General features: G+C 71.6%; 12 protein-coding genes and 2 pseudogenes. 9 read left to right on the top strand and 5 right to left on the bottom strand.

The window, feature by feature from the left end:
- Positions 1-139 precede the first annotated feature (139 nt).
- The 4 genes and pseudogenes from AB0B50_RS00675 (at position 140) to AB0B50_RS00690 (ending at position 4,293) form a co-directional block, all read left to right on the top strand.
- Positions 140-1,057, top strand: a complete 918-nt coding sequence (locus AB0B50_RS00675) for a trypsin-like peptidase domain-containing protein (protein WP_362323419.1) — start codon at positions 140-142, stop codon at positions 1,055-1,057.
- A gap of 76 nt (positions 1,058-1,133) precedes the next feature.
- On the top strand, positions 1,134-1,583 hold the full coding sequence (locus tag AB0B50_RS00680) for a hypothetical protein (protein WP_362323422.1): 450 nt from the start codon (positions 1,134-1,136) through the stop codon (positions 1,581-1,583).
- Positions 1,584-1,834: 251 nt separating this feature from the next.
- Positions 1,835-2,323, top strand: a pseudogene (locus AB0B50_RS00685) (NB-ARC domain-containing protein); the annotation flags it as partial.
- Positions 2,323-4,293 carry a tetratricopeptide repeat protein gene (locus AB0B50_RS00690; RefSeq protein WP_362323425.1) on the top strand — a complete coding sequence of 657 codons (1,971 nt, stop codon included), beginning with the start codon at positions 2,323-2,325 and terminating at the stop codon, positions 4,291-4,293. The pseudogene AB0B50_RS00685 and the gene AB0B50_RS00690, both read left to right, overlap by 1 nt.
- 160 nt (positions 4,294-4,453) lie before the next feature.
- Here the strand turns inward: AB0B50_RS00690 and AB0B50_RS00695 are convergent, their stop codons facing one another.
- Positions 4,454-4,666: a DUF4287 domain-containing protein gene (locus tag AB0B50_RS00695; protein ID WP_362323428.1), complete on the bottom strand. Its 213-nt coding sequence runs from the start codon at positions 4,664-4,666 to the stop codon at positions 4,454-4,456.
- Positions 4,667-4,786: 120 nt separating this feature from the next.
- Positions 4,787-5,620, bottom strand: coding sequence for an alpha/beta hydrolase (locus AB0B50_RS00700; protein WP_362323431.1), 834 nt, complete (start codon positions 5,618-5,620; stop codon positions 4,787-4,789).
- A 245-nt stretch (positions 5,621-5,865) separates the two neighbouring features.
- Between AB0B50_RS00700 and AB0B50_RS00705 the strand changes: the two genes are divergently transcribed.
- Entirely contained in the window at positions 5,866-6,846 is a 981-nt protein-coding gene (locus AB0B50_RS00705; RefSeq protein WP_362323434.1) for an alpha/beta hydrolase-fold protein, read from the top strand.
- 16 nt (positions 6,847-6,862) lie between these two features.
- Here AB0B50_RS00705 and AB0B50_RS00710 read toward each other — a convergent pair whose 3' ends face one another.
- Positions 6,863-7,576 (bottom strand): phytanoyl-CoA dioxygenase family protein, encoded by a 714-nt coding sequence (locus tag AB0B50_RS00710; protein ID WP_362323438.1) that lies wholly within the window; start codon positions 7,574-7,576, stop codon positions 6,863-6,865.
- On the opposite strand from AB0B50_RS00710, the gene AB0B50_RS00715 reads away from it, so the two are divergent.
- Positions 7,575-10,826, top strand: a complete 3,252-nt coding sequence (locus AB0B50_RS00715) for a cytochrome P450 (protein WP_362323441.1) — start codon at positions 7,575-7,577, stop codon at positions 10,824-10,826. The two genes, AB0B50_RS00710 and AB0B50_RS00715, sit on opposite strands and share 2 nt — an antisense overlap.
- Positions 10,827-10,904: 78 nt before the next feature.
- Here AB0B50_RS00715 and AB0B50_RS00720 read toward each other — a convergent pair whose 3' ends face one another.
- Complete coding sequence (locus tag AB0B50_RS00720; protein WP_362323444.1) at positions 10,905-11,528, bottom strand: TetR/AcrR family transcriptional regulator; 624 nt, start codon at positions 11,526-11,528, stop codon at positions 10,905-10,907.
- Positions 11,529-11,711: 183 nt separating this feature from the next.
- Here AB0B50_RS00720 and AB0B50_RS00725 point away from each other — a divergent pair, with 183 nt between their 5' ends.
- From AB0B50_RS00725 to AB0B50_RS00735, 3 genes and pseudogenes are all read left to right on the top strand, one after another.
- On the top strand, positions 11,712-13,259 hold the full coding sequence (locus tag AB0B50_RS00725; RefSeq protein ID WP_362323447.1) for an alpha/beta fold hydrolase: 1,548 nt from the start codon (positions 11,712-11,714) through the stop codon (positions 13,257-13,259).
- A 45-nt stretch (positions 13,260-13,304) separates the two neighbouring features.
- Entirely contained in the window at positions 13,305-14,003 is a 699-nt protein-coding gene (locus tag AB0B50_RS00730) for a response regulator transcription factor (RefSeq protein WP_362323450.1), read from the top strand.
- Between the two features lie 377 nt (positions 14,004-14,380).
- A pseudogene (locus AB0B50_RS00735) lies at positions 14,381-15,286 on the top strand (HAMP domain-containing sensor histidine kinase); the annotation flags it as partial.
- Between the two features lie 99 nt (positions 15,287-15,385).
- Here the strand turns inward: AB0B50_RS00735 and AB0B50_RS00740 are convergent.
- Positions 15,386-17,017 (bottom strand): acyl-CoA dehydrogenase family protein, encoded by a 1,632-nt coding sequence (locus tag AB0B50_RS00740; protein ID WP_362323453.1) that lies wholly within the window; start codon positions 17,015-17,017, stop codon positions 15,386-15,388.
- Positions 17,018-17,054 lie beyond the last annotated feature (37 nt).

Genomic DNA, 17,054 nt, shown 5'->3' on the forward strand with positions numbered 1-17,054 from the left:
CCCCCGGGATCTCCGTCATGCGCTCGCCCGCTTGTGTCACAGAACGTCGACAGCGCCAACCGAACCCGCGGTTGCCCTCTCTTGTCGGGCGGGCCCGAAAGCCCGTCCGTTGCGCGCTGTTACCCAGGAGACATCGACCATGACTGAGACAACCCCTTCCGCGACCCGGCGTCCGCTCGGTCGTGTCACGGGACTCGCCGTGGCCGGCATGGCCCTCGCCCTCGCCGCCCCGGCCGCGGTGACGGCCACGGCCGGCGAGGCCCGTGCCGCCGCCGACCCGGTCTCCGTCCTGAAGTTCACCGCCGCCGACCGCAAGGACGCCCTCGCCTACTGGACGCCCGCCCGAATGAAGGCCGTGGGGAAGTCCGTGGACCTCGGCCCGACCGGGCCGAAGGCCAAGCCGTGGCGGGGCACCTCGCTGAAGACCGTGGGGCGGCTCTTCTTCGTCAACGCGAGCGGCGCCGACACCTGGTGCACGGCCACCGCCGTCAAGAGCGGCAACCGCTCCACCGTGATGACCGCGGCCCACTGCGTGCGCCGGGGATCGTCCCCGTACAACACCAACATCTCGATGGTCTTCGTCCCCGCCTACAACAAGGGGAAGGCGCCGCACGGCGCGTTCGCCGTCCGCCAGGCCGCGACCCCGCGCACCTGGGAGACGGACTCGACCAACGACATGGCCGCACTGACCGTCGCCGCCGACAAGAACGGCAAGAAGCTCACCGACGTCGTGAGCGGCCAGGACATCGCCTTCAACCGCCCCGTCGGCGGCACCGTCTCCTCCTTCGGCTACTCCGCGACCCGCCCGCAACTCGGCGAGGAACTCCTGCGCTGCGTCGGCACGGCGAAGAAGGAGGACGGCACCCAGGCCATCCCCTGCGACATGAGCGGCGGCTCCAGCGGCGGCCCGTGGCTGGCGGACTTCAACGCCACCACCGGCAAGGGCGCACTCATCTCGGTCAACAGCGCGCTGGACTCCCTGGAGCCGACCAAGATGTACGGAGAGATCTTCAAGGCGACGGCCAAGAAGGTGTACGACCGGGCCCAGCAGGCCTGACGCGCCACGCGGCGGGTTGTGAACTCCCATCCGTCCGTCTTCCTCCCCCGCCCCGCTCCGGCCTTCTACAGTGGGAGTGAGGCTGCTCCCCTGGGGGTGGGAGATGGATCCGGTGACGGTGGTGGCGGGTACCGCTCTGGTGGGGGCGATGGCCACGGATGCCTGGGGGAGGGTCCGCGACGCGGTGGTCGCGCTGTGGCGCCGCCCGCATCCCGACCAGGCCGAATCCGTCGCCACGGGACTCGACGAGCTCAGGGGACAGGTCCTGGACGCCCGCAGCCAGGGCGACGAGGACATCGAAGCGGCCCTCGTCGCGCTCTGGCGCATGCGGCTGCATCAACTGGTCGGCCAGGACGCCGGGTTGACCGCTGAGCTCCGGTACCTGCTCGATCACCACCTCGGCCCCGCGCTGGACGAGGCCGGCCCCACCCGAGCGGGCTCCGTCGAGCAGAACGCCACGGTGTCGGGCGGCGTCAGCATCCAGGCCGGCCGGGACGCGCACTACACCCCTCCCGACTCTCGATGACCGGTGCCGGCGACCCGCTGCCGCCGGGTGTGCGGCAGCGGGCGACGACGGAGGGCGCGGGGGAGACCAATCAGGCGGGCCGCGACGTCCACAGGACCACGCATGTGCACGAGGTGACGGCGCCGGTGCGTCCCTCCGTCATCCACGGACTGCGCAGGGACGCGCTCTACTTCACCGGGCGCGACGAGGAGTTGGGGCAGCTGATCGGCGCCACCGCGTCGGGCGAGGCCAGGATCCACACCGTCGACGGAATGGCGGGCGTCGGCAAGACGGCCTTCGTCACACGGGCGGCGCACCTCCTCGCCGACCAGTTCCCCGACGGGCAGTTCTTCGTCGACCTCCGCGCCCACGCACCGGAGCAGGCCGCCGCCGACCCGCTGGACGTACTCGCCACTCTGCTGGCAGGCCTCGGCATCGACCCCCGCGGCCTGCCCACCTCCTTGGACGGGCGAAGCGGACTGTGGCGGGATCAGCTGGCGGGCCGCCGCGTCCTGCTCGTCCTGGACGACGCCGCGGACACCGACCAGATCGAGCCGCTCCTGCCCGGCGGATCGGGCTGCCTGACACTGGTGACCAGCCGGAGCAGGCTGGTCGCCCTCGACGGCGGCAAGCCGTGGTCCCTCGAGACGCTCTCCCGCGACGAGGCCAGGACGCTGTTCAGCCGCCTCGCGCACCACACCGTGCCCGGCTCCGCCGACGTCCCCGACGAGGCCGAAGTGGTCGACGACATCGTGGAGTTGTGCGGCTGTCTGCCCCTGGCGATCGTGCTGCTCGCCGGGCGGCTCTCCCACCGCCCCACCTGGACCCTGGACGATCTCGCGGCCGAGTTCACGGCCACCGGGACCGGCTGCCTCACCTGGTCGCGGGCAAACGCGCCGTCGACGCGGCCTTCACGCTCTCCTACCGGGACCTGCCTCCCGCCAGGCGGCGGCTGTTCCGCAGACTCGGCCTGCATCCGGGACCGGACATCGACGCCCGCGCCGCGGCCGCCCTCGACGGCATCTCCGACACCCAGGCGCGCGACGGCCTCGAAGTCCTCTACACCGAGCATCTGCTGGAGGAGACAGCTCCCCGTCGGTACAGCCTCCACGGCCTGCTGCGCGAGTTCGCCGCCCGCCGCTGCGCCTCGGAGTGCGCCGCCGCCGACCGGGATCTCGCCGTCGCGCGCCTCGTCACGTACTACCGGCGGACCGTCGAGTCCGCCGAGGAGATCATCTCGGCGCGCGGCGCGGGCACGCCGGAGCTGCCGAGTGCGAACAAGGCGCTCACCTGGCTGCGTACGGAACGGGCCAACGTACTGGCATGCCTCGACCACGCGGCGGACCACGGCCGCCCCGAGCAGGTCGTCGGCCTCACCGCGGCCATGGCTCCCTTCCTGCTCCGCGAGGGCCCTTGGCCGCAGGCGGTGGCGCTGCACGAACGGGCGGTCGAAGCGGCCCGGCTGAACGGGGACCTGCTCGGGGAGGCGCACGCCCTCGACGAGCTCGGCTTCGTCCGGTACGTGACGGGCGACTTCGCGGTGGCGACCAGTTTCCACGAGCGGGCGCTCGCGCTGTTCGAGGAGGTCGACGACCGCCCAGGGCAGGCCAAGGCCCTGCACGGCCTGGGCCGCGTCCGCGCCGTCGCCGACGACTACGTGGCGGCAACTGCTTTCCATGAGCGTGCACTTGAGCTGTTCGAGGACCTCGGCGACCGGCACGGCCAGGCCAACGCCCTCCACGGGCTCGGCCGCGTCCGGTTCATGACGGCGGACTACGCCGCGTCGGCCGACTTCAGTGAACGCGCCCTCGCCCTCTTCGACGCGCTCGGCGATCGGCGCGGGCAGAGCAGCACCCACCTGAACCTCGGCTTCGTCCGTTACATGACGGGCGACTACGGGGCGGCAACACGCCTCCACGAATGCGCACTTGAGCTGTTCGAGGACCTCGGCGACCGGCACGGCCAGGCCAACGCCCTTCAGGGCCTGGGGCGTGTGCGCTTCGTGACCGGCGACTACATCCTGGCCACGTCGCTGCACCAGCGAGGACTCGCGCTCTTCGAGGAACTGGGGGACCGGCACGGCCAGGCCAACGGCCTCAACAACCTCGGGCGCGTGCGGTACGTGATGGGTGACTACGCCGAGGCGGCCTCGCTGCACGAGCGTGCGCTGGAGCTGTTCGAGGAGCTGCGGGACCGCCACGGCCGGGCCAACGGCCTGAACAACCTGGGCCGCGTCCGCCACGCGAGGGGCGACCACGCAACCGCCGCGGAGCTCCACCGGCGTGCGCTGGCCCTGTTCGAGGAGATCGGATACCCGCACGGGCGGTGCAACGCCCTCCACGACCTGGGTCGCACCCACTATGCGGCCGGTGAGTACGAGACCGCGGCTGACCTCTACGAACAGGCCCTGGAGATCTTCCGGAGCGTCGGAGATCCCCAGGGCGAGGCCGAGGTCTGGAACAGCCTGGGCACCCTCCGCACCGCCGCGGCGAGCGCGGGGGAGGGTCTCGCGGCCCACCGCAGGGCCCTCGAACTCGCCCGCCGGGCGGGCAGCCCGCTGGACGAGGCCACCGCCCTGGAGGGCGCGGCGCGCAGCCAGGTCCTCATGGGGGATCTGGAGGCGGCGATGACCGACTTGAGACGGGCGGCGAGGATCTACGACCGCATTGGGGCGGCCACCGCGGAATCGACGGCCGAATCGACGGCCGAATCCACGGAGAAGCCGGGTTGAGAGCCTGGCTGTGCCACTCGTACGCGTTCTGTGCGTGCAGGGAGGGGGAGGACCGTAATTCGTCGGCGACCCCGAGCCGTTGGGCGCTCCTTCCCCGCGGTACGGAGCGGCTGTGGGCCAACGTCTTCCCGATGGCCGTACCCCGAGGTCGACAACCGGATTACTTGCCGCTGTCCTCGGCAAGGGTGTGTGCCACCAGGGCGTTGGCGTGGCCGTGTCCGAGGCCGTGGTCCGCCTTCAGCCAGCCGACGAGTTCCATGTGCTTCGTCAGGGGTGAGGAGCGGATCAGCTCCTTCCACTCCGCGATCGGGCGGCCGTACTTCTTCTCGATCGAAGGGAAGTAGCTGGCAGGGCCCTTTGTCGGCTCGGTCATGCGGCGGTGTCCCATCTGTTCGTATGTGGTGATCTTGGATTATCCGTGGGCTCCGGCCGATCGACAAGAAGTGTGGCTCGACCAGCGAGTTCGACGTCGTCGACGACCCGCGGGGACGGCTCACTCACCCCACGCGCCGGCCCTCAGGAACCGTCGGATCGCCGCAGCCGTCTCCTCGGGCCGCCGCAGATGAACCCAGTGGTCGGAGTCCAGTTCGAGCAGCGTCGTGCCGGGGCGGCGGGAGGCCATCTCGCGGGCCTGGGCGGTGGGCAGCACGGTGCTGGCGGTGCCGTGCAGGAGCAGCGCGGGGCAGTCGGTGCATAGCCACTGCGGCCAGTGGTCGCCGAGCACCCGGGTGTCGGAGTCGACCATGTCCTCGGGATGCGAACCGAGCCGCCAGCCGTCGCGGTGGGGCCGCATGCCACTCTCCAGGAGGGGTGCCAACGGGCCGCAGGCGGCGAGGAGCTCCTCGCGGGTGGGGGCGGTGTACGGCAGGCCGAGCAGAAAGGACAGCGGAGCGGGGGCGACGAGGGGCAGATACGCGGGCCCGTCGATGTTGACCAGGGCGCTGACGGTGCCGGGTCGATCGGCGGCCAGATGGTAGCCGTTGATGGCACCGAGGGAGTGCCCGACGACGGGAAGGGGACGCTGACCGAAACCGACGTGATCGAGCAGCAGCCGGAGATCGCCGACATATCCGTCCCGGTCGTATCGCACCGCCCGGTCGGAGTCCCCGTGCCCCCGCTGATCGGGCGCGACGACCCGCCACCCGTCACGACTCAACACACCGGCGAGCCCGGCGAACTCGGCACCTTCCCCGAGGTGTCCGTGCAGAGCGAGCAGGGGACGCCCTCCGGCGGCCCCGAAGTCGAGGTACGAGAGTCGCCTGCCGTCGGGGGTGGTGAGGTGAGCGCGTACGGGATGGGCGGGAGCAGAGGTGGATCCGGTCGGCATTGCTTCACCGTACAAACCTCAGAAGGCCCGTGTTATACCGGTAGGCCGTCGAAGCAATCGGGGGAGGGGCCATGCAGTGGTCCGGATCCATCAGGGCTTGGGTGGTCGCGGCAACTCTCGGAGTGGGGATGGGACTTGGCGGGTTGCCTGTTCCCCTTCCCCTTCCCCTTCCCGTTCCCGCTGCCTCCGCCTCCGCCGCCGTCGGATGTCCCGACATCGGGGCGGGGGACTCGAACGGGCTGGACATGCAGTACTGGAAGGCTTCGCCCGACGGGCTGCTCTGTGAGGCGGAGTTCACCAGTGGTGCGCTGTTCACGCCGCGTGGGCCGGGCGCGCCGCAGATCGACCCGGTGCGGAAACCGGTGCGGGTGCGCGTCCTTCTACCCGCGGGCTATGACCCGTCGGTCAGTTACCCCGTGCTGTACTTGCTGCACGGTGGCGCCGCGGACTACGAGCAGTGGTCGAGCGGCGGGGGCAACATCACCCGGAGCGTCGCCGAGGCAGGGTTCAAGGGCATCGTGGTGATGCCCGAGGGCGGCAAGGTCGGCTTCTACTCCGACTGGCACGGCTACACGTACGGCAACTTCGCCCCGCTCTGGGAGACCTACCACGTCAAGCAGTTGGTGCCGTGGGTCGACGCCCACTTCGCCACCTCCGGGCAGCGGGCCGTGGCCGGCGTGTCCATGGGGGGCTACGGGGCGCTGAAGTACGCCGCTCAACACCCCGATCTCTTCAGCGCTGTCGGCGCATTCTCCGGAGGCGCCGACCTTCGTCGCGCCGACCATCAGGAGATCGTGAACAACGGCACCACCACCTACGGAGCCCGCTTCTGGTGGCACGGTTCCGGGAGCGATGCCGGGAACTACTGGAAGTATCTGTGCCCCGGGAATCCCAACGCGTTGCAGCGCACCGAGCTGGTCTTCGGTCCGCAGTCCACCTGGTCCTCCTTCAACCCCGCCCAGGTCGCCGAGAACAGCCCTGCCACCTATCGGTCCTATGACGGCCGGTTGGCGCTCTACGCGGGGCGGGGGGAGGATCCGTACGTCTGGAACAACGCGTTCCATACGACCCTCAAGCAGAAGAGCGTCCCGCACCTGTACTGCTCGGGCCCCGGCGTGCACGACTTCAACACCTTTACGCCCGCGCTGAAGCACTTCCTCCGTTTCGCGTACGGGAGCTCTTCCACGACGTGCCCCGACAGCACCGGATGGCGGCAGGAACCCTGAAGCGGGCCGTGGGCTCTCAGTGCGCGGACTCCCTCCAGCCCTCGCCGCACGGCCCTCCGCCCGCCGCCGCGGGGACGCGCACGTCGGAGCCGTCCGGCGCGACCGACGGGAGGTACCACTGGGCGACTTCCACGGAGGTCTGCGGGACGTAGTGGAAGATGAGCGACCTGCGGAAGCGGTCCCGCGTGGTGTGGGGGAGCGAGCCGTGCACCAGGCTTCCGTGGAAGAACAAGGCGTCGCCCGGACGCATCACCGTCTGCACGGTTGCCATGCCCGCCGGTGGGCGCACCAGGCCCGTGGTGAACGACGCCTGTCCGTCGGTCTGTTCGGGGCACACCACCTCCATGATGTGCGAGCCGGGGACGACGGACAGCGCGCCGTTCGCGGCGTCGCAGTCGTCGACGGAGATCCAGACAGCGAGACACCGTGGCGTGCCGGCTGCTGCGGCTCTCGTCGCTGCCGGTGGGTGAGGTCGCCCGGCAGGTCGGGTACCGGGACCCGCTGTACTTTCTCCACCCGTTCCGGACGCGCCATGGGGTGCTCGCCCTGCGCGTACCGCTACGGACCGACCGGAACTCCTCGACTGGGGTGAGCGACGCGCCCGACGCTCGCTGGGTTGAGTCGTATGGCCGTGTCGATCGACACAATCATCCGACATTGTCACTCGACAATGTCGGGCGATAACGTACTGGACAAGCGACTGCTGGTGCAGCACGAAAGGCGGGCTCATGACTCACGCGTCCACGATCACGGCGATTCCCGAGCGCCCGGCGCTCCCTCTGATCGGGCACGCCCTGGGCATCCCGAAGGGCGCCGATGGCCTCGTCCATCTGATGAAGGAGGTCAAGGAGTTGGGCCCGGTGTACCGGGTCCGCGTCTTCGGCACCGAGTCCGTGGTCGTGGGCGGCCTCGACCTGGTGGCCGAGCTCGCGGACGAGACCCGGTTCCGCAAGAACGTGCACCAGGACCTGGTCGAGATCCGGCAGATCGCGGGGGACGGCCTCTTCACCGCCTTCCACCACGAGGCCAACTGGCAGAAGGCGCACGACATCTTGATGCCGGCGTTCTCGCTGGGCGCGATGCGCGGCTACCACGACACCATGCTCACGGTCGCCCGGTCTCTGATCGCCAAGTGGGACCGGGCCGTCGGCGGCGGCCCGGTGGACGTACCCGAGGACATGACCCGGCTGACCTTCGACACCATCGGGCTGTGCGGATTCGGGTACGACTTCGAGTCCTTCCGGCGCGACGAGGCGCACCCCTTCGTGGACGCGATGGGGCGGGCGCTCGCCTTCACGCAGGCCAAGAGCGAGTCGATCCCGGGCACGGAGCTCTTCAAGTGGAAGCAGGCCGAGCAGTTCCGCGCGGACGCCGCACTCATGTCGGACCTGGTCGACGAGGTGATCAGACGGCGCAGGGCGTCCGGCGACACCAGCGCCGACGACCTGCTGGGCCGCATGCTGCACACCCGCGACGCGACCGGCGAGCCGCTGGGCGACGTGAACATCCGAAATCAAGTGATCACGTTCCTCATCGCGGGGCACGAGACCACCAGCGGAGCCCTGTCCTTCGCGCTGTACTACCTGACCAAGCACCCCGAGGTGCTGGCCCGCGCCCAGGCCGAGGTCGACGCGCTGTGGGGCGACACGGACGCGCCCGCGCCCGACTACGGGGACATCGGCAAGCTGACGTACATCCGCCAAGTGCTCAACGAAAGCCTGCGGTTGTGGCCGACCGCGCCCGCCTTCGCCGTCGAGCCGATCGAGGACACCGTCATCGGCGGCACCTATCCGGTCTCCAAGGGGGAGACGCTGATGGTGCTCACACCGGCCCTGCACCGCGACCCCGCCTGGGGCGACAACGTCGAGCTGTTCGACCCCGACCGGTTCACGCCCGAGCGCGATGCGGCCCGCCCCGTCCACCTCTTCAAGCCCTTCGGCAGCGGTGAACGCGCCTGTATCGGACGGCAGTTCGCGCTGCACGAGGCCACCCTGCTCCTCGGTCTGCTGGTCCACCGCTACCGCCTGATCGACCATGACGACTACCAGCTGAAGATCCAGCAGTCGCTCACCATCAAGCCCGGCGGTCTTACGCTGAAGCTCGCCCGTCGCACGTGCGAGGAGCGCCGCCTGCCCGCCGACATGAGCAATGCGCCCGCGCTCATCGACCGGGGCGGACCCGCCGCCCGCCGAGCCACCGCCGCCGCGACCGCAAGCGTGACCGCGACCGCACTGACAGTCCTGCACGGCTCCAACCTGGGCACCTGCGCGGGCATCGCCCGCGACCTGGCCGCCGACGGGGACACGCACGGGTTCACCACCGCGGTCGCCCCCCTCGACGAACGGGCAGGCGCGCTCGCCGACGTCGAAGGCCCCCTGGTGATCGTGGCCGCCTCCTACAGCGGCCGTCCCACCGACGACGCCGTCCGCTTCGTCACCGGACTCGACGACCTGGAGCCCGGCTCGCTCGACGGACTCCGGTACGCCGTACTCGGCATCGGCGACCGCAACTGGGCCGCCACCTACCAGCGCGTCCCGACCCTCATCGACGACCGGCTCCGTGCGGCCGGGGCCACCCCCCTCCTGGAGCGCGGTGCCGCGGACGCCTCCGGAGACTTCGCGGGGACCGTGGACCGCTGGAGCGCCGACCTGTGGACGGCCCTGATCGACCGGTACGGCGAGGCCGCCGAAGGGAACACGGACTCCGCGCGTCCCGAGCCGCAGAACGACCGGGCGCCGGACGGCCAGGCCCTGTACGAGCTCTGCGACGTCGCCGACTCCGTGACCGGTGAACTCGCCGCGCGGCACGGCGTACAGCCCATGGAGGTCGTCGACGCGTACGAACTCGTCGACATGGAGCACGAGTTGGGCCGCTCCAAGCGCTACCTCAAGCTGCGGCTGCCGGACGGCGTCACCTACCGCACGGGCGACCACCTGGCCGTCCTGCCGCGCAATCCCGAGGCGCTCGTCCGACGGGCCGCAGACCGGTTCGGCCTGGACCTCGACCGCACGGTCCGCCTGCGCGCCCGCCGCCGCAGCCGGGGCGCCCTCCCCGTCGACCGGCCGCTGACCTTGCGCCGCCTGCTCACCGACTTCGTGGAACTCCAGCATCCGGCGGCCCCGGAGCACGTCGCCCTCCTCGCCGAGCACACCGCCTGCCCGCCCGAGAAGAAGCCCCTGGCCGCACTCGCCGCCGCGGACGCGGAGACGTTCCGCGAGCAGGTCACCGTCGCCGGGCGCAGTGTCCTGGACCTGCTGGAGGACCATCGCTCCTGCGCGCTGCCGTTCGAGCGCTTCCTGGAGACGCTGCCGGTCCTGCGCCCGCGCCACTACTCGATCTCGTCCTCCGCGCAGACGGCGCCCGGCGAGGTGGAGTTGATGGTGTCGCTGCTCGCCGCGCCCCGCCGCGCCGGAGCCGGCACCTTCGAGGGCATCGCCTCGCACTACGTCCAGGGCCTGCGGGCCGGGGACAGCGTCCAGGCCAGGGTCCTGCCGTGCGGTGAGGCATTCCGTCTGCCCGAGGGCCACGCGACCCCGGCCGTACTCGTCGCCGCGGGCACCGGCCTCGCGCCCTTCCGCGGAGCCGTCCTCGACCGCCGGCACAACGGCTCCACCACCACGCTGCTGTGCTACTTCGGCTGCGACCACCCGGACGTCGACTACCTCCACCGCGAGGAGTTCGAGCGCGCCGAGGCGGCCGGCGCCGTCAGCATGCGCCCCGCCTTCTCCCGGGCTCCCGAGGACGGCGTGCGCTACGTACAGGACCGCATCGCCCGCGAGAGCGCGGAGATCTGGGACGTCCTGGAGTCAGGCGGAGTGATCCGCGTCTGCGGCGACGGCCGCCGCATGGCCCCGGCCGTGCGCGGGGCCTTCATGACCGTCTACCGCGAGCACACGGGCGCGGGCGACGAGGAAGCCGCAGCCTGGATGTCCGCCCTCGTCGAGTCGGGCACGTACGTCGAGGACGTCTGGACGGGCTGAGCGACGGGAAGGACCCCGCATACAGCGCGAAGGCCCCCGCACACAGCAGGTGCGGGGGCCTTCGCATGGTCCAGGACATCAGATCTTCGGCAGCGGTACGGGACTCGACGTGCCGCTCGCCAGGGCCATGACGCCCGCCACCAGCGCCCGCAGCCCGTGCAGTTCGGCTTCGTCGTCGGGCAGGGTCAGGTGCTGCAGGGTGAGCCCCTCGAAGGACGCGAGGAAGAACCAGGCCACGGTCGACGCGGGCACGGCGAGCTCGTGCCCCGTGCGCTCGGCCGCCTCGCTCACCAGCCGCTCCGTCACCGTCACCACCTCCCGGTAGTGGCTGTCCGCGACCTCGCGCAGCTTCGGCGTCCGCAGCGCCAGCATGCTCAGCTCGGTGAGGAGCTGGTGCGAGGCAGGCTGGTCGCGCACCGTGCGCCACAGGGCGACGGTCATGGCGGCCAGCGTCTCCTCGAAGCCGGCTTCCATGGGTGCCGATTCCTCGACCTGCCTGACCAGATCCTGGGTCAGCTGCTCCATGACGGCCCGGTACAGGTCCTCCTTCGTGCCGAAGGTGTAGTGGACCGTCGCCTGGGCGACGCCGAGCTCCGCGGCGATGGCGCGGGTGCTTCCGGCGGCCACGCCCTCCCTGCTCATGAGGACGATGGCCGCTTCGATCAACTGGGGGCGGCGCTCCGCCGCGGTCACATGAGCCATGCGCGCATCATAGCGACTTAGTCACTTGAGCAAGTCACCCGAACGCATCACCGCTTCCCCGCCGCCGCACCACCGCCTCTTTCCTTCTCTTTCCTTTCTTACGTACCTTTGCCGTTGCTCTGCCGAGCTTGTGAAAAGCGCCCGCCAAAGTCGTACTCGCACCTGAGAGACGAAGGAGTGGGCATGACGCACAAGAGGACGGCGAAGCGCGCGGGGCTGGCCGTGGGCATGATCGCGCTGCTGGCATCGGCACTGCCGACGGCGGCAGCGGCCGCGCCCGACCACGGCCCCGTGGCACCGGAGTGGTGCGCGACGGTGACGGTGCCCGGACACCGCGTCGACTGCGGCACGGTGGACCGCCCGTTGGTCGCAGGGAAGCCGGCGCTCGGCACGACCGAGGTGAGCTACGCGGTCGTACGGCACAGCGCGCCGGGGCCCGCCAAAGGCGCGGTCGCCGTCAACCCCGGCGGCCCCGGCGAGGTCGCGATCGACCGCGCCGAAGTCTTCGCCCACGCCATGGCCGGCCTTCTGAAGGACCACGACCTGCTCCTCGTCGACCCGCGCGGCACCGGGCGCTCCGAGCGGATCCCCTGCGGCGTCACCGACGCCGAGTACCGCTTCGGCACGCGGGCCCAGCAGCGGGCCGCCGTCGAGCGGTGCGCCGAGAACCTCGGGCCGAAGGCCGCCGCGTACACCACCGCGGCCACCGCCGACGACATCGACGCGATCCGGGCCGAGATCGGCGCGCCCCAACTCTCCCTGTACGGGCTGTCGTACGGCACGTACCTGATGCCGGTGTACGCCGCGCGCCACCCGGAGCGCGTGCGGTCGATCGTGCTGTCCGGCGCCTACCCGCACGGCTTCGACCCGCTGGTGCGGCCCAGCGCCCAGGCCGTCTCGCTGTCCCTGCGCCGGGTCTGCGAGCGCTCCGCGAAGGCCGCGTGCGACGGGAAGCAGGCCGTCAAGGACCTGGCCACCACGGCGGCCGGGCTGCGGGCCCGGCCGATGACGGTGCCGATCACCACCGATTACGGCACGTATCAAGTGCGGTTCACCGAGGGTAAGTTGGCCAACCTCCTGTTCGAGGCCGCAAGTCGCGAAGTCGGCATGGACCCGGCCGGGCGCTCCCTCCTCGGTGACCTGCCCCGCGCCCTGAACCGCTTCGTCAAGGGCGACGCCGCGCCGCTGCGGACGCTGATCCAGGAAGACGGCGCCACGGGCAGCGAGGAGGACCAGGCGCCGTACGTCGCGGTCGTCTGCAACGACTACCGCAAGGCCTGGAAGAAGGACGCGCCGCGGAAGGAGCGGTGGCGCCAGTACCGCGCCGCGCTGAAGTCCGCGGCCCCCGGCGAGCACGGGGCGTTCAGCGCCAAGGGCTTCAACGAGGGGCCCACGGACGGCGGTGACGTCTGCATCGGCTGGCCGCGCGAGAACACCCCTGACCCGCAGCCCACGAAGCTGAAGCTGCCGGACGTGCCGGTCCTCGTGCTCTCCGGTGACCTCGACGCCAACACGCCCGACGCCAACGGGAAGAAGGCGGCCAAGGCGTTCCGTGACAGCCGGTTCTTCTCGGTGCGCAACACCGGGCACGTGCCCGAGTGGGAGCAGAGCGGCTGCGTCACCGGTGTCGCCACCCGCTTCCTGCGCACCGGCACCCCGGGCGACACCTCCTGCCTGCGTGCCCTGCCCCCGATCGCCGTGGCGCCCGTGCGCGCTGCCGCGCACAGCTGACGGGCCGGTGCCGTGACCGCGTCCACCACCGGCGAAAATGATCACATGACTGAGGAAACGGGGCACCGCAGGACGGTGTTGGTCGTCGAGGACGATCCGGGTGTGCGCAGCACCCTGGACCAGTTGCTGCGCTTCGAGGGCTATCGGGTGCTCACGGCCGCCGACGGCCTGGAGGCCCTTGGCCTCCTCGAACAGGAGCGGCCCGACCTGGCGGTGGTGGACGTGGTCATGCCGGGCCTCGACGGCCTCGGCCTGTGCCGGATGCTGCGCAGGCGCGGCGACCGCATGCCCATCCTGGTCCTGACGGCACGCCACGAGATCGGCGACCGGGTCGCGGGCCTGGACGCGGGCGCCGACGACTACCTGGCCAAGCCGTTCGCGACCGAGGAACTCTTCGCCCGCATACGCGCGTTGCTGCGGCGCACCGAACCCGCCGAGGACAGCGGCGTCCTGGCCGTCGCGGACCTCGCCCTGGACCCCGGGGCGCGGCAGGCGTTCCGTGGCGCCCGTGAACTGGACCTGACCAAGACCGAGTTCGACGTCCTCGAACTGCTCCTGTGCCACCCGGGCACGGTCCTCACCCGGTCCCAGATGTACGAGCGCATCTGGGGCTTCGACTTCGACACCACCTCCCGGTCCCTGGACGTCTACATCGGCTATCTCCGCCAGAAGACCGAACAGAACGGCGAGACCCGGCTGATCCACACCGTGCGCAGCGTCGGCTACACCGTCCGGGCCGCGTGATGCTCCGTACGAAGATCACGGCCGTCGTCGTCGCGGCCGCCGCGCTCGCCATCGCCCTGGCGGCCGCCATGTCCTACCGCGGCGTCAGTGACCTGGTCGCCGACGAACTCGACCGCGGCCTCGACGACCGCACGGACACGGTCGTCACCCTGCTCGCCGCCGATCTGACCCCGCAGCCCACGAAGGACATGACCGAACAGGTCGTCTCCGAGGAAGGGGCCGTGCGGCGGCTGACCCCCGGCGGCCCCGAACTGCCGGTGTCGGCGACGGCCCTGCGGGTGGCGCGGACGGGCCAGGGCGAGAGCCGCGCGGACGTCGTCGTCTCCGGGACCGAGTACGGCACCCTGACCCGGCCGCTGCCCGGCGGGGGAGCGGTCATGGTCGGGCAGAGCTACGAGGGCGCCGCGCGCGTCGACGACGCGTTCCTGTGGCGCATCTCGTGGACCACCGCGGCCGCCGTCGCCCTCTCCGCCCTCCTGAGTTGGTTCGTCCTCGGGCGGATCCTGCGGCCCGTCCGTCAGCTGGTCCGCGCCACCGGACACATCACCACCACCCGGGACCTGTCCACCGCGCTGCCGCCCGCGGGATCCGACGAGATCGGCCGACTGACGGGCAGCTTCGAGGCGATGCTCACGGCGCTGCGCCGCTCGCGCGCACAGCAGCAGCGACTCGTCCAGGACGCGAGCCACGAGCTGCGCACCCCGCTGACCTCGGTGCGGGGCAGCGCCGAACTCCTGCAGCGGGCCCGCGGCAGACTCGACCCCAAGGACGAGGAGCAGATCCTCACCACCCTGGTCACCGAGACGGCGGCCCTCGACGATCTCGTACGCGAACTCGTCGACCTGGCCACCGACCGCTACACCGACGAGGAGCAGGACCGCGTCGACCTGGTGACCCTCGCCGAGGACACCGCGCACCGCCACCGCACCCGGACCGGCCGCACGATCTCCGTCACCGCGGAGCAGCCGATTCCCGTGCGGGGGCGGCCCCGCGCGGTGCAGCGCTGCGTCGACAACCTGCTGAGCAACGCGGTGAAGTTCAGCCCCGACGGCACGCCGGTCACCGTGCGCGTCGACGGCCGCAGGCTGTCCGTGCGCGACCGGGGCCCCGGCATCGAACCGGGCGAGCGCGACGCCGTCTTCGACCGCTTCTACCGGGGCTCGCGCACCCAGGCCACCCCGGGCTCCGGCCTCGGTCTCGCCATCGTGCACGACATCGTCACGGCCGACGGCGGCACCGTGTTCGCCACCGGTGCCGACGGCGGGGGAGCCGAGGTCGGCTTCGTCCTCCCGCCCGACGGTCCCGACGGCCGGGACGGCCCCGGCGGCCCGCACCGACCGGGCGGCCCGAAGCGCGCAACCGCCCTCCTGCGTCGCGTCACCTCAGCAGGGCAGCCGCCCCAGAAGCCCCGCGAAGTCGGTCCCGGCGGACAGCGTGCCGAAGGCGAGGCCGCGGTCCCCGGCCAGGCGCGAGGCGCAGAACGCGTCGGCGACGGCGGCCGGGGCGTGCCGCACGAGCAGTGAGCCCTGCAGGACCAGCGCGGCCCGCTCGATGACGCGGCGGGCGCGCAGCGGCGCGTCCTCGGTGAGGACGAGCTCGCCCTGGAGGTCCCGCCATGCGTCGTCGAGGCGCCGGTCGGCCCCGGCCGCCGCCTCGATCTCCGTACGGAAGGCATCGAGGGAAGCGGGTTCGCGGGCCAGGGCGCGGAGCATGTCGAGGGCGTTGACGTTCCCCGAGCCCTCCCAGATGCCGTTCAACGGGGCCTCGCGGTACAGGCGCGGCATGCCTGATGCCTCGTCGTATCCGTTGCCGCCGAGGCACTCCAGGGCCTCGGCGACCGCGGCGGGCTGGCGCTTGCACACCCAGTACTTGCCGACGGCCGTGGCAAGGCGCAGGAACGCGCGCTCCCCGTCGTCGCCCCGTTGCGCCCGGTCGGCGGCCCCCGCCATGCGCAGGGCGAGCGTCGTGGCGGCCTCGGACTCCACGGCGAGGTCGGCGATCACGTTCCGCATCAGCGGCTGGTCGATGAGCTTGGCGCCGAAGACCGCGCGGTGCCGCACGTGGTGGGCGGCCTGCGCGAGCGCGGCACGGGTGCCCGCCGCGGAGCCGAGCACGCAGTCCAGGCGCGTCATGGTCACCATCTCGATGATGGTCCGTACGCCCTTGCCCTCGGGGCCCACCGGCCAGGCCACGGTGTCGTCGAACTCGGGCTCGCTGCTGGCGTTGGAGCGGTTGCCGAGCTTGTCCTTGAGGCGCTGGATGCGGAAGGTGTTGCGGCTCCCGTCGGGCAGTACGCGGGGCACCAGGAAGCAGGAGAGCCCGCCGGGCGCCTGCGCGAGCACGAGGAAGAGGTCGTTCATCGGCGCGCTGGTGAACCACTTGTGGCCCCTCAACCGCCAGGTGCCGTCGGCCTGTTCCGTGGCGACGGTGGTGTTGGCGCGGACGTCGGTGCCGCCCTGCTTCTCCGTCATCCCCATCCCGGCGAGCAGCCCGCGCTTGCCGGCGGGGGTGCGCAGACCGGGCTCGTAGACCCGGCTGGTGAGCAGCGGCTCGTACGTCTTGGCGAGGTCGGGGGCGTGCCGCAGGGCGGGGACCACCGCGTACGTCATCGAGACGGGACACCCGTGCCCGGCCTCGGTGCTGCTCCACACCATGAACCCGGCGGCGCGCGCCACATGGGCGCCCGGCCGCTCGTCGGCCCAGGCGCTGCCGGCGAGCCCCTCGCCGACCGCGATCTCCATCAAGGAGTGGTAGGCGGGGTGGAAGTCGACCTCGTCGACGCGGTTGCCGTAGCGGTCGTGGGTGCGCAGCTCCGGCTCGTGGCGGTTGGCCTCGTCGGCCCAGCGCTGCACCTCCTCGCTGCCCGCGCGGCGCCCGATCCGGTGCAGGTCGTCGAGGTACCAGTCGGCGCCCTCGCGGCGTACGCCCTCCAGCAGGACCGGGTCGTCGGCGATGTCGTGGCCGGTCAACGGCGGGGCCTGGTTGGTCACTTCATGGGTCGCGGTGGGGGACATGGAGCCTCCTCCTGAAGGGGCGGGTCGGGGAAGGGCG

It is taken from the genome of Streptomyces sp. NPDC041068 (assembly GCF_040647455.1).
GTDB lineage: Bacteria > Actinomycetota > Actinomycetes > Streptomycetales > Streptomycetaceae > Streptomyces.

What these genes read in the sequence shown, in the direction of transcription:
- AB0B50_RS00675 (WP_362323419.1), top strand. Translation starts at nt 140, where the DNA reads ATGACTGAGACAACCCCTTCCGCGACCCGGCGTCCGCTCGGTCGTGTC.
- AB0B50_RS00695 (WP_362323428.1), bottom strand. Translation starts at nt 4,666, where the DNA reads ATGACCGAGCCGACAAAGGGCCCTGCCAGCTACTTCCCTTCGATCGAG.
- AB0B50_RS00700 (WP_362323431.1), bottom strand. Translation starts at nt 5,620, where the DNA reads ATGCCGACCGGATCCACCTCTGCTCCCGCCCATCCCGTACGCGCTCAC.
- AB0B50_RS00705 (WP_362323434.1), top strand. Translation starts at nt 5,866, where the DNA reads ATGCAGTACTGGAAGGCTTCGCCCGACGGGCTGCTCTGTGAGGCGGAG.
- AB0B50_RS00715 (WP_362323441.1), top strand. Translation starts at nt 7,575, where the DNA reads ATGACTCACGCGTCCACGATCACGGCGATTCCCGAGCGCCCGGCGCTC.
- AB0B50_RS00710 (WP_362323438.1), bottom strand. Translation starts at nt 7,576, where the DNA reads ATGAGCCCGCCTTTCGTGCTGCACCAGCAGTCGCTTGTCCAGTACGTT.
- AB0B50_RS00720 (WP_362323444.1), bottom strand. Translation starts at nt 11,528, where the DNA reads ATGGCTCATGTGACCGCGGCGGAGCGCCGCCCCCAGTTGATCGAAGCG.
- AB0B50_RS00725 (WP_362323447.1), top strand. Translation starts at nt 11,712, where the DNA reads ATGACGCACAAGAGGACGGCGAAGCGCGCGGGGCTGGCCGTGGGCATG.
- AB0B50_RS00730 (WP_362323450.1), top strand. Translation starts at nt 13,305, where the DNA reads ATGACTGAGGAAACGGGGCACCGCAGGACGGTGTTGGTCGTCGAGGAC.
- AB0B50_RS00740 (WP_362323453.1), bottom strand. Translation starts at nt 17,017, where the DNA reads ATGTCCCCCACCGCGACCCATGAAGTGACCAACCAGGCCCCGCCGTTG.